At 55.5% G+C, this 12,234-nt stretch carries 13 protein-coding genes; 8 read left to right on the top strand and 5 right to left on the bottom strand.

What is annotated here, in order from left to right; genetic code table 11:
* Positions 1-294 precede the first annotated feature (294 nt).
* Together PMI16_RS19125 and lexA are read right to left on the bottom strand one after the other, a co-directional pair.
* Positions 295-2,259, bottom strand: coding sequence for a tetratricopeptide repeat protein (locus PMI16_RS19125; RefSeq protein ID WP_007882563.1), 1,965 nt, complete (start codon positions 2,257-2,259; stop codon positions 295-297).
* A 193-nt stretch (positions 2,260-2,452) separates the two neighbouring features.
* Positions 2,453-3,112: a transcriptional repressor LexA gene (gene lexA, locus PMI16_RS19120; RefSeq protein WP_007882562.1), complete on the bottom strand. Its 660-nt coding sequence runs from the start codon at positions 3,110-3,112 to the stop codon at positions 2,453-2,455.
* A gap of 253 nt (positions 3,113-3,365) precedes the next feature.
* On the opposite strand from lexA, the gene rpsF reads away from it, so the two are divergent.
* The 7 genes from rpsF to PMI16_RS19085 all read left to right on the top strand — a co-directional run bounded on the left by rpsF (position 3,366) and on the right by PMI16_RS19085 (position 8,297).
* Positions 3,366-3,734 (top strand): 30S ribosomal protein S6, encoded by a 369-nt coding sequence (rpsF, locus tag PMI16_RS19115; RefSeq protein WP_007882559.1) that lies wholly within the window; start codon positions 3,366-3,368, stop codon positions 3,732-3,734.
* 34 nt (positions 3,735-3,768) lie between these two features.
* Entirely contained in the window at positions 3,769-4,062 is a 294-nt protein-coding gene (gene priB / locus PMI16_RS19110; RefSeq protein WP_034381299.1) for a primosomal replication protein N, read from the top strand.
* 34 nt (positions 4,063-4,096) lie between these two features.
* On the top strand, positions 4,097-4,381 hold the full coding sequence (rpsR, locus tag PMI16_RS19105; protein ID WP_007882558.1) for a 30S ribosomal protein S18: 285 nt from the start codon (positions 4,097-4,099) through the stop codon (positions 4,379-4,381).
* Between the two features lie 26 nt (positions 4,382-4,407).
* Positions 4,408-4,860 carry a 50S ribosomal protein L9 gene (gene rplI / locus PMI16_RS19100; protein ID WP_007882556.1) on the top strand — a complete coding sequence of 151 codons (453 nt, stop codon included), beginning with the start codon at positions 4,408-4,410 and terminating at the stop codon, positions 4,858-4,860.
* A 180-nt stretch (positions 4,861-5,040) separates the two neighbouring features.
* Entirely contained in the window at positions 5,041-6,447 is a 1,407-nt protein-coding gene (locus tag PMI16_RS19095; RefSeq protein WP_007882555.1) for a replicative DNA helicase, read from the top strand.
* 126 nt (positions 6,448-6,573) lie between these two features.
* On the top strand, positions 6,574-7,200 hold the full coding sequence (locus PMI16_RS19090; protein WP_007882554.1) for a DUF47 domain-containing protein: 627 nt from the start codon (positions 6,574-6,576) through the stop codon (positions 7,198-7,200).
* Positions 7,201-7,289: 89 nt separating this feature from the next.
* Positions 7,290-8,297, top strand: coding sequence for an inorganic phosphate transporter (locus PMI16_RS19085; protein ID WP_007882552.1), 1,008 nt, complete (start codon positions 7,290-7,292; stop codon positions 8,295-8,297).
* A gap of 83 nt (positions 8,298-8,380) precedes the next feature.
* Here the strand turns inward: PMI16_RS19085 and PMI16_RS19080 are convergent, their stop codons facing one another.
* Complete coding sequence (locus tag PMI16_RS19080; protein ID WP_007882551.1) at positions 8,381-10,060, bottom strand: PhoH family protein; 1,680 nt, start codon at positions 10,058-10,060, stop codon at positions 8,381-8,383.
* Positions 10,061-10,073: 13 nt separating this feature from the next.
* On the opposite strand from PMI16_RS19080, the gene PMI16_RS26525 reads away from it, so the two are divergent.
* Positions 10,074-10,391 (top strand): hypothetical protein, encoded by a 318-nt coding sequence (locus tag PMI16_RS26525; RefSeq protein ID WP_237719894.1) that lies wholly within the window; start codon positions 10,074-10,076, stop codon positions 10,389-10,391.
* Positions 10,392-10,505: 114 nt separating this feature from the next.
* On the opposite strand, the gene PMI16_RS19075 is transcribed toward PMI16_RS26525, so the two are convergent.
* Together PMI16_RS19075 and PMI16_RS19070 are read right to left on the bottom strand one after the other, a co-directional pair.
* Positions 10,506-10,985, bottom strand: coding sequence for a peroxiredoxin (locus PMI16_RS19075; RefSeq protein ID WP_272942502.1), 480 nt, complete (start codon positions 10,983-10,985; stop codon positions 10,506-10,508).
* 51 nt (positions 10,986-11,036) lie between these two features.
* Positions 11,037-11,981: a polysaccharide deacetylase family protein gene (locus PMI16_RS19070; protein WP_034381297.1), complete on the bottom strand. Its 945-nt coding sequence runs from the start codon at positions 11,979-11,981 to the stop codon at positions 11,037-11,039.
* Positions 11,982-12,234: the final 253 nt, after the last annotated feature.

The following is a 12,234-nucleotide window of genomic DNA, read 5'->3' as shown; positions in this document are numbered from 1 at the left end:
TTCAGTGCTTAACTTTGGTTTTTACCTAAAGCCTCAGGCGTTCAAACCGCTGTTGTTAGCTATATCGGACGGTATCGGAAAAAGTTTAATGTTTATCGCAAAAAATTTTTTTCCAATGCTGTCCGACCTAAAACTGCGTGCTTCTATACGTCAAGCAAATCTTATTTCGACGGCATTTCAGAAAACTTTAGCGGGTATTTTTGTAAAAGTTCCCGAAATGTTGCTGAGGAGGAGCGCATTGCGTCACTGGATAAAATTGACGCAATGCAATTGCGGCGGAAGATAAGTCTTTGATTAGGCGAGGTTTTGCTTCTTTTTGTCGCGCAATACGGCAAGCTCGGATGCTACTTTGGCAATAACGGAGGGCCAGTCGCCGCGGTCTTGCTGCCTGAAAAGTCGCATGCTTGGATACCAAGGGGAATCTTCTCTGTCGTTTAGCCAGCGCCAGTCCGGCGTATGTGGCAAAAGCGTCCATGTCGGCCTGCCAAGTGCGCCGGCGAGGTGGACCACGGAAGTATCGACGCTAATGATCAGATCCAGATTTGTCATGGCCGCAGCCGTGTCGGCGAAATCGTTGAAATTGTCGCCAATATTGAAAACGGGCAATTCTGGCGCCAATTTGGCCAGTTCGGGTGTCGCGTGGCCTTTCTGGATCGAAAAGAACTTGACGCCGGGAACATGAAAGATGGGGGCAAACGTCTCCAGCGGGATCGAGCGTTTGCGATCGTTGCCGTGTTCCGGATTGCCGGCCCAGACGAAACCGACGCGCAAGTCGGTTTGATTGCCCGACAGCGCGTCGATCTTGTCGGCCCACTTTGCAATATCCGCCGGATCCGCCGAAAGATAGTAGGGATACGACGGAATATCCTCGACATGGTTGGTTCCGAGGGCATGCGGCAGGCTCATTAATACATAGGCGCAATCGCACTTCGGCAGCGGATCGTTCTCCCTGACGAGGGTAACCTGGTCTGAAACGCTTTTGAACAGTCGCGCAAGCGGATCTTTGACGTGCAGCGCCACGCGCGCACCTTGTTCCAGCAGCATGTGCACATAGCGGACAAATTGGATGCTGTCGCCGAAGCCTTGTTCGTGCATCAGCAGGATGTATTTTCCCTGCAGGGAGGATAGGCCATCCCATTTGGGGATGATGCCGAACAATTTGTGGATCAGCTTATATACATAGCGCCGCTCTTTGACGTCCAGCCGGCTCTCGTGGTTGGCCCAGCCCTCTTTGAGATCGCCGGCCAATAATTGCCCCAGGGCAAGGTTGTGTTGGGCGGTCAGGTAATTGGGTTTGAGGGCTAGCGCATCTCTGAAATATTGCAGCGACGTCTTTGTTTCCCCATAGTCATACATGGTGGCGCCGATGTTGTTCAGCGTCAGTGGATGCTTGGGGTCGATTTCCAGAGCGCGATGAAAAATTTTCATCGCGTCTTCATAGCGATCCTGATTCGAGAAATAGCTGGATGCCAGCTTGGTGTAGCTGTTGGGATCTTTGGGGGCTAGTTCGATGACGCGCTCGTAGTGTTCGTGCGCCTTGTCAAATTCCTTCAGTTTTATATAGGTGTCGGCGATCTTGTACTGCGCGTAGATGTCGGTGGGGTCCAGCAATAGCGACGTTTTATGGCATTCCAGCGCGTCGTTAAGCATGTTCATTTCTTGAAATGCAATGCCGAGATTGGTGTGCGCCGGGGCGAAATTGATTTGGAGCTCCAGCGACTTGAGCAGAATGCCGACGGCTTCCTGGTATCTTTTTGCGTCGATCAGGGCTTTTCCCAAATGGGAAAGTGGACCCGGCGCATCGGGAGCGCGCCGGGCCGCTTCTTCGAAATACGCGATGGATGCGTCGGCGTCATTCTTTTCATGCAGCGCGTTTGCCAGGCCAATACGGGCCTCTTTGTTCTCCGTATTGATCTCAATGGCTTTTTCGTAAATGGCAATGGCTTCGTCAATGCGGTCCTGGTTAAGGACCGCGCCACCCAGGTTGGTCAGGTATTCGGCATTTTCGGGATCCGCCTTGATGGCTTTGCGCAGTGCCTTTTCTGCCTCTGCATAGTTGTTTTCATGCATGGCGATCAGCCCCCATGCATGATTGGCGAAGACCAGATCAGGGGCGCGTTTGAGCACTTGGGCGCACAGTTCTTTTGCTTGGGCAATCTTGTGGTCGTCCAGAAAGCTGAGGCATTCGCGAACGGCAAGCAGATCTTTGAGATTATGGGAGGTGTTTTTGACGGGCTTGTTGCTGCTACGCGTTGACATTGGAAATCCTTGGCAGATGATGACGTCCCAAGGCGACCTTCTTCGCTCATGATCTTGCGGAAGGGGGATCGCCATTGCGACGGCGCAATTAATCAGTGCATATCATATGATGCAATTTCTCATTTGATTGCGCAAACAGACGTAAAAAAGCCCGCAATTAGCGGGCCATGGCGGACTTTCAAGACCAGTATCGTCAGTTCCAGCTGCGCAGCAAACCGACGGCCAAGCCTTCCAGTGCAAAATTATCTTCCTCTGCCGACACCTTGATGATGTTGAAATCGGGATTTTCCGGCAGCAGCTCAATCAGCGAGCCTGTTTTGCGATAGCGTTTGACGGTGACGTCATCTCCCAGGCGCGCCACCACGATCTGACCGTTGCGGGCCTGATCGGTTTTTTTGACCGCCAACAGGTCGCCGTCGAGAATGCCGGCGTCGCGCATCGACATGCCGCGAACCTTCAGCAAATAGTCCGGTTTGGCGGAAAAGAGGGCGGGGTCGACGGTGTAATTGCTCTCTATATGTTCCTGCGCCAGGATGGGCGAACCGGCAGCGACGCGTCCGACCAGGGGCAGCGACAGTTGCATCAGGGCCGGATGCGGCAGCGCCATCTGGCGGCCGGCGTTCGACAATGAGCTCAGGGAGCTGTCGCGCAGGCGGATGCCGCGCGATGTTCCCGGCGAAATTTCGATGGCGCCTTTTCGTGCGAGCGCCTGCAGGTGTTCTTCAGCCGCGTTGGCGGAACGAAAGCCAAGCTCGGTTGCAATCTCTGCGCGCGTCGGTGGGAAGCCGGTATTTTCAATGGCGTCTTTGATCAGATTCAGGATCTGTTCCTGGCGAGCAGTCAGTTTGAGCATGTTGGCTTTCGAGGAAGTTATGCTGGTTGCATAAACAGTCTGTATTTTTATACAGTTATAAGGCAGTGTCAATCTGCAATATTGAAATCATGGCATCGGCATTGGCCGCCGCAGTGTGGCGCCGATCAACAGCAAATGCCTGAATGTATTGAGGTTTTTGGCTTTGTGTTGTATGATTGCGGGCTTTCCTCTTCCCACACTCGTCTTGACGCCGAGGTGGGCGATTTGTTAATCAGTCCATAAAGGAGTCTACATGCGTCATTATGAAATCGTATTTATCGTCCATCCGGACCAAAGCGAGCAAGTTCCAGCGATGATCGAGCGTTACAAGGGCATCGTTACTGCACGCGGCGGCAAGATTCACCGTGTCGAAGATTGGGGCCGTCGTCAATTGGCGTACCAAATCCAAAAACTGGCAAAAGCGCACTATGTTTGCCTGAATATCGAAGTTGACGGCGAAACTCTGGCCGAAATCGAAACCGGCTTCAAGTTCAACGATGCTGTGTTGCGTCACCTGACAGTCAAGATGAAGAAGGCCGAAACCGGTCCTTCGCCAATCCTGAAGGCTGTTCAAAAGGAAGATGCGGCAAAGAGCAATCGCGCAGAAGCACCAGCAGCGTAATTGCTGACAGTGCGATAGAAAAGTACCAGGGAGAGTGAACCAGTTTCAGTTTGTCGCCAGCATCGCCGAGCGTGACGTCATACGTTACACCCCGGCAGGCATTCCGGTAGTGACTGCAAAATTGCAGCACCAGTCGGAGCAGACTGAGGCAGGCATCAAGAGATTGGTCGAGTTTGAAATCACTGCATTCGCTGCAGGCGAAATTTCAGGCCGGCTTAATCGGGCCGGTCTCGGCGAGATGTTCAAATTCACCGGCTTCATGGCACGCAGAAATCGCAACAGCAAAAGCCTCGTGTTTCACATCGTTGATTTTGAATCCGTAGTTTAGAACCACTCAATTTTTAGATATCAGGAGCCGCAAAATGGCATTCGGTAAAAAGTTCGATAAAAGCAAGTTGAAGCAAAAACGCCAACAGCAAAACCCGCTGTTCAAGCGCAAAAAATTCTGCCGTTTCACCGCAGCAGGTGTTGAGCAAGTCGACTACAAGGACGTCGACACCCTGAAGGATTTCGTGCAGGAAAACGGCAAGATCATGCCAGCACGTCTGACCGGCACCAAGGCACACTATCAGCGTCAAGTCGACACTGCGATCAAGCGCGCACGCTACCTCGCGTTGCTGCCATACACTGATCTGCATAACGCGTAATTGACGACGAGATATAGGAGAAAAATATGCAAGTTATTCTGTTGGAAAAAGTCGTTAATCTCGGTGGCCTGGGCGAAGTTGTCCGCGTCAAAGACGGTTATGCACGTAACTTCCTGATCCCGCAACGCATGGCTCGCCGTGCTACAGCAACAGCGATCGCTGAATTCGAAGCGAAGCGCGCTGAGCTGGAAAAAGCAGCCGCTGAAAAGCTGGCGGCAGCGCAAGCCCAAGGCGAAAAGCTGAGCGGCCTGACTGTTCAAATTTCGCAAAAGTCCGGCGTTGACGGCCGTCTGTTCGGTTCCGTGACCAACTTTGACATCGCAGAAGCGCTGGCAAAGCAAGGTTTCCCGGTCGAAAAGGCGAACGTTCGCCTGCCACAAGGTCCTCTGAAGATCGTTGGCGAGCACGCTGTTTCGGTTGCTTTGCACACCGACGTCGTGGTTGACGTGACTGTTGCAGTAGTGGGCGAGCACGCGTAATTTTTACGCCAAGTCTCTCTTTGCTCTGAATAAAGAAGCCGGGTTCGCCTGGCTTTTTTATTGTGCCGGATTTGCCTTGTTGTCTTCGGTGCAGACCGGCGCAAAGCTTTACCGTTTTTCGTTTGTCAAAACCGGCTAAATTCGCCGCCGCTCCTGAAGCGACCACTCTTAGCAGGTATAATGCGCGCCATGAACGCATCTCCCGATCCGCAAATAGAATCCCTGCGCGTCCCGCCGCACTCGATCGAAGCCGAACAATCCGTTCTGGGTGGTTTGCTGCTCGATAACGCCGCGTGGGATCGTATCGCTGACTTTGTCAGCGCAGACGATTTTTATCGCTACGATCACCGCATCATCTTCCAGCACATCGTCAAGCTGATCAACGAAAGCAAGCCGGCGGACGTGATTACCGTCTATGAAGCAATGTCGACCAGCGGCAAGGCCGAAGAGGTTGGCGGTTTAAGTTATCTCAATGCTCTGGCGCAAAACACGCCGTCTGCGGCGAATATCCGCCGTTACGCCGAAATCGTGCGCGACCGCGGCGTTCTTCGCAAACTGATCACTGTCTCCGACGAAATCTCCGGAGACGCCTTCAATCCGCAAGGCAAGAACGTCAAGCAAATGCTGGACGAAGCGGAGTCGAAGATTTTTGCCATCGCCGAAGAAGGCTCGCGCGGAGCACAAGGCTTCCTGGCCATTCAGCCGCTGCTGACCCAGGTGGTCGAGCGCATTGATGAACTGTACAACCGCGACAGCACCAGCGACATTACCGGCGTGCCGACCGGCTTCATCGATCTCGACAAGATGACTTCCGGCTTGCAACCGGGCGACCTGATCATCGTAGCCGGCCGTCCTTCCATGGGTAAAACCGCGTTTTCCATCAACATCGGTGAAAACGTTGCCATCGACAGCGGACTGCCGGTTGCGGTGTTTTCCATGGAAATGGGCGGTGCCCAGCTCGCGATGCGTATGTTGGGTTCGGTTGGCCGTCTCGACCAGCACCGTCTGCGTACCGGTCGCCTCATCGACGAAGACTGGCCGCGCCTGACGCACGCCATCCAGAAGATGAACGACGCGCAGTTCTACATCGACGAAACCCCCGCATTGAGCCCGATCGAATTGCGCGCACGCTCGCGCCGTCTGGCGCGTCAATGCGGCAAGCTCGGCCTGATCATCATCGATTACCTGCAACTGATGTCGGGCAACGGCGGCGGCAACAGCGGCGAAAACCGCGCCTCTGAAATTTCCGAAATTTCCCGAAGCCTGAAGGGGCTGGCCAAAGAGCTGAATTGCCCGGTGATCGCCTTGTCGCAGTTGAACCGCGCGCTGGAACAGCGTCCTAACAAACGTCCCGTGATGTCCGACTTGCGCGAATCCGGCGCTATCGAGCAGGATGCCGACGTCATCTTGTTCATCTATCGTGATGAAGTTTACAATCCTGATTCACCGGACAAAGGCACCGCCGAAATCATTATCGGCAAACAGCGTAACGGTCCGATCGGTAGTATCCGCCTCGCCTTCCTGGGGCAATTTACCAAGTATGACAACTACGTCGGCAGTCTGGCTTCGCCTTACGGCGGCGACTGACGGTCCCGGCTTGCGGAGTTTTGCGTCCGGTTTGATCTGGACGGACAAATGCAGGCAATGCAGGCCGCTTACAAGGCGGCCCTTATTGTGTAAGTGCAGCACCAATTAATCATAAGAGAGTGGAACATGTTTGGACGCCTGATGCCCACCGAGGGCAAATTTTTTGATCTCTTCAACCAGCACGCCGAACTTGGCGTGAAATGCGCCAAGGAAATGGTCGCATTGATGACCAATTTCGACGACCTGGAAATTCGCGTACATGCGATCGAGACCCTGGAAAAACAGGCGGACAAAGTCACCCACAACACGATTGAACTGCTGCACAAGACTTTCATCACGCCGCTGGACCGCGACGACATCCATCAACTGATCACCCGCATGGACGACATCCTCGACCTGCTGGAAGACGGCGCGCAGACTATTTCGCTGTACGACATCAAGGCCATTACGCCCGAAGCCAAGCGCCTGGCGGAACTGTGCCTGGCCTGTGCCGAAAGGGTCAAGGCAGCCGTCGGCCTGCTGCACAACATGGACAACTCGCGCCAGATCCTGGCGATCTGCGGAGAAATCGACCGTTTCGAATCGGATGCGGATCACGTCATGCGCGCCGCGATGTCCAAGCTGTTCCGCGATGAACCGGATGTGCGCAACCTGATCAAGCTCAAGGCCATTTACGAAATCCTGGAAACCGTTACGGATCGTTGTGAAGACGTCGCCAACATCATCGAAGGCATCATCGTTGAAAATGCCTGATTTTCACTAGTGATCGCCATTGATTGCGCCGGTTGCACCTGCCGGCGCGACGCAATGTTGCCGATGCCTCCCAAGATAACGGTTCATTCATGCATACAGTCCAAATTAGTTTTCATATTCTTGCCTTGCTGATCATCCTGGCGTTGCTGTTCGACTTCATGAACGGTTTCCACGACGCGGCAAATGCGATTGCGACGGTGGTGTCCACCGGCGTGTTGCGCCCGCAGACCGCGGTGGCGATGGCCGCATTCTTCAACCTGGCCGCCGTGTTCGTCTTTCACCAGTTGCACGTTGCCGCTTCGGTCGGCAAGGGCACGATCGATCCGGCCGTGGTCGATCATGTCGTGGTGTTCGGTGCGCTGGTCGGTGCGATTTTCTGGAATCTGGTCACGTGGTATTACGGCATTCCATCGTCGTCGTCGCATGCGCTCATCGGCGGCCTGGTCGGCGCCGCGGTGGCCAAGGCGGGCACCGGTTCGCTGGTGTCCTCGGGACTGATCAAGATCGTCATCTTCATCGTGTTGTCGCCGTTGCTGGGCTTCATTCTCGGCTCCATCATGATGCTGCTGGTGTCGTGGATTTTTGTGCGCTCGACGCCGCGCAAGGTCGACGGCTGGTTCCGGCGCGCGCAGCTGCTGTCGGCGTCCATGTACAGCCTCGGCCATGGCGGCAACGATGCGCAAAAAACCATCGGCATCATCTGGATGCTGCTGATTGCCGCAGGCTATTCCGGCACCGACAACCCGCCGATGTGGGTCATCATCAGTTGCTATTGCGCGATCAGCCTGGGCACCTTGTTCGGCGGCTGGCGCATCGTCAAGACCATGGGCCAGAAGATCACCAAGCTCAAACCTGTCGGCGGTTTTTGCGCGGAAACCGGTGGCGCCATTACCTTGTTCATCGCTACGGCAATGGGCGTGCCGGTGTCGACGACGCATACCATCACCGGCGCCATCGTCGGCGTGGGAGCATCGCACAAGATGTCGGCAGTGCGTTGGGGCGTGGCGGGCAATATCGTCTGGGCATGGATCTTCACGATTCCCGCGTCGGCATTTGTTGCCGCGATCGCCTGGTGGATCGGCATGCATATCCTGTAAGCCGGTTTCTTCGGACAACAAAAAAGCCACCTTGCGGTGGCTTTTTTGTTTGCTGCGGATGTTTCGGTGTATCTTGCAGACCCTTACAACACGTCGCTCGCATGATCTGCCAGACGCGAACGCTCGCCGCGCGCCAGCGTGACGTGGCCGCTATGCGACCAGCCTTTGAAGCGGTCGACCACATAGGTCAGGCCGCTCGATCCTTCGGTCAGGTAAGGCGTATCGATCTGCGCGATGTTGCCCAGACAGACGATCTTGGTGCCGGGACCTGCACGGGTGACCAGCGTCTTCATCTGTTTCGGCGTCAGGTTTTGCGCTTCGTCGATGATCAGGAACTTGTTGACGAAGGTGCGGCCGCGCATGAAGTTCAGCGATTTGATCTTGATGCGCGAGCGGATAAGGTCTTGCGTTGCCGCGCGACCCCATTCGCCGGCGTCGCCGTCGGACTTGTTCAGGACTTCCAGATTGTCGTCGAAGGCGCCCATCCACGGCCCCATCTTTTCTTCTTCCGTGCCGGGCAGGAAGCCGATGTCTTCGCCCACCGGCACGGTGACGCGGGTGACGATGATTTCGTTGTAGTTCTTGGTTTCCAGCACTTGCGCCAGGCCCGCCGCCAATGCCAGCAAGGTCTTGCCGGTGCCGGCCTGACCGAGCAGCGTGACGAAGTCGCATTCCGGATTCATCAGCAGGTTCAGCGCGAAGTTTTGTTCGCGGTTGCGCGCCGTGATGCCCCAGACGCTGTTCTTGGTGTGACCGTAGTCGCGCAGCGTTTGCAGCACTGCGGTCTTGCCGTTGATTTGCGTGACCTGGCCGTAGAAGGCCGGTTCGCCGTTCTTCGGCTCGATGAAGACGAACTGGTTCACCAGCATCGACGGCACGTGCGGACCGGTTACACGGTAGTACGTGTAGCTGGTGCCGTGCTTGTTTTCCTGCCACGACTCCATGCCTTTGCCGTGCTTGTTCCAGAAATCGTCCGGCAATTGCTGAATGCCCGAATACAGCAGGTCGGTGTCTTCCAGCACATGGTCGTTGAAATAATCTTCCGCCGGCAGGCCGATGGCGCGCGCCTTGAGGCGCATGTTGATGTCTTTCGACACCAGCACGACAGGGCGCTCAGGATATTGCTGGTCGAGCGCACGCACCACGCCGAGGATCTGGTTGTCGGCTTTCCCTTCCGGCAGGCCGTCAGGCAGCTTGGCGTTTTGCAGCTTGGTCTGGAAGAACAGGCGGCCCTTGGCGTCCTTGTTGCCCAGTTTGGACAGCGGGATGCCGAGGTCGATGGCGTCTTCGGCGATGTCGCTGACCAGCGCATCGAGCGAACGCGAAATCTGGCGTGCATTGCGGGCGACTTCCGACATGCCCTTCTTGTGGTTGTCGAGCTCTTCCAGCGTGATCATCGGCAGATAGATATCGTGTTCCTCGAAGCGGAACAGCGAGGTCGGATCATGCATCAGCACGTTGGTGTCAAGCACGAACAGCTTCGACACGCCGAGCTTGTCGGCGGTGCGGCTGGTGGTCGACTTGGCGCGCGATTCGACGGCCTTGGGCGCGGTGCGCGGCTTTTCGACCGGACTCTTGCCGGTGATCTTGGCTTGCGGCGCTTCGACTTTCGGAACAGCCTTGGCAACCGGGATGGCGACAGGTGCGACAGGTTCTACTAATGCGATATGGGGTTTGACAGGTTTATTACCGCGTTCGGCCTTGGGATAGTCTTTGGGTGCTAATAAAGCAGCTGGTTTACTCGGCAGTTTGGGCAGGGGCATCAGAACCTCGGTAGTGAATGGAGAAAAAATGCCGCTTTGTCAGAGCGAACAGGTACTGCAGGGGGAACAACAACGAAGGACGGCTGCCGCTAATAAAACCCTTCTTGGTGCAGGCATGCATCGCCGACGGATGCAGGAAAAGAGGAAGGAGGGCTTGATTAGTGGAAGAACTGCTGGGGTTGAACAAGACACCGTTAGCGCGGGAGGCAACGTGATATGGCGCTGGCATCGGCGTCGGGCTGGCAGCGCTAAATTGCAAAGTAAAAAAGCCGTTTTGGCAGGTTCGCGACCTGATCCAAAAACGGCTTCTCAAAAACGGTTTTCTATTTGAATTCAAAGGCTTATCTAAAATAACCGCATCTTTCGGCTAGCCGCGGCAAAACGACTTTTCAGATCAGTCTTGCCACCGCTCCGGGAAACGTCGTCCATCGTGGGGAAACGTCTCTTAAGCAATTGTCTTCACAAAATCCAGCACCTCGTCGACATGCGATGGCACCTTCACTCCACGCCATTCTTTCACCAATGTGCCCGCGCCGTCAATCACAAACGTACTGCGTTCGACGCCGCGTACTTTCTTGCCGTACATGTTCTTCATTTTCATCACGTCGAACATGATGCAAACCGTTTCGTCAGGGTCCGAGATCAGTTCGAAAGGCATGTCCAGCTTGGCTTTGAAACCTTCGTGCGATTTCAGGCTGTCGCGGCTGATGCCGAAAATTTCAGTGTTGTGCTTCTGGAATTCCGGGTGCTTGTCGCGGAACTCGAGGCCTTCGGTGGTACAGCCCGGCGTGTTGTCTTTCGGATAAAAGTACAGCACCAGGTTCTTGCCTTTGTAGTCCGACAGCGAGAAGGTTTTGCCGCTGGTCATCGCTGCGGAAAATTCAGGTACGGTCTTGTTCAGTATGGATGGTGTGTCGTCAGTCAAAATAGCGCCCCGAGGTAAGTGTTCGTATTGTGTCGTCGAGAGTGATGGCAATCATGCGGCCTGCAGGATCATGTCTCCGGAACGTCCCGGCAATTCACCCCAGGCGATGGGAAGAATCGGCAGAACGTCGTCTTTCACGGTCTGGTAGTAGTCGCCCATGGAGACCAGATCGTAGCCCTGTGCGCGCCAGCCAAGCAGCAATTGTTCGAAGATGGGGGCAAGTTTCTGTCCTTCAAGTTCCGCGTGCAGCGTGAATACATGATCGCGCTGCTGACGTTCGGTCAATCGCAACAGCATAGCCGCGACATTTGACGTATCCATGACAACGCCGTTGATGGTGCGTCCAAGCAGTTCGTCCAGCGTCGGCAACGTGGTCGGCAATTGCACGCAGGACAAGCTCTTGCCCGGCACGGACAAACGATGCGGGCCGGCCGAAGCGTCTTCCAGCGAGCCGTCTTCTTTCAACACCGCGCGGCCATCCGACGAATAGGCGATGCCGAATTCGTCCAACTGTGCGAAGGCGTAATCGTTCATCTGCCAGCCGGCGGCGCCGTGCGTGACGGGGGAGTGGCCGAAGATGTCGTGGAAGCGCGCATACGAGCGCTGCATCACTTCTTGCGTCCATGCCGCATCGCGGATGCGCACATTGTCTTGCCAGACGCGATGGTCCCAGGTGTGGATGCCGCATTCGAAGCCGGCGTCACGCACCGCGCGCATGTAGTTGCCACAGGTTTTTCCGATATCCGGCGCCGGCAGCAAGGTGCCGTACATCAGCGTCTTGATGCCGTAATGCTCCACCACCGACGTGCGCGACACCTTGCTGAAGAAGCCCGGGCGGAACACTTGCTTGAGTGCCCAGCCGGTGTGGTCGGGACCGAGCGAAAACAGGAAGGTGGCGTTGGCGCCATGGCGCAGCAGTTGCTGAACCAGGTTGGGAACGCCTTCGCGGGTGCCGCGATAGGTGTCGGCATCGATTTTGAGAGTGATCTGAGGCAAGGCGTCTTGCTTTCTGGATGGGAAAAGAAAAATGTGCTGTCTGCCGTGCAGAAGAGTCGCTGTGGCAGTTCCTGTTGCCGGATGGCTAAATTGTGGCACGAAAGGCGCAGCGAATAAACCCATTTTGAGGATTCATTCTGGTTTGCCTGAGGCGCAGAGGACGTGGGCGAGGTAACGCCTGAATACGGTATAGCGCAACGATGCCGGAAATGAAAAAAGGATTCGCCCGGATGGAGCGAATCCTTTTTTGTCG

Origin of the sequence: Herbaspirillum sp. CF444 (assembly GCF_000282135.1) — a bacterium.
In the GTDB taxonomy this organism is placed as follows: Bacteria; Pseudomonadota; Gammaproteobacteria; order Burkholderiales; family Burkholderiaceae_D; genus Herbaspirillum.
Note: the sequence above shows the minus strand (reverse complement) of the source record. Positions and strands in the feature narration are given on the sequence as shown.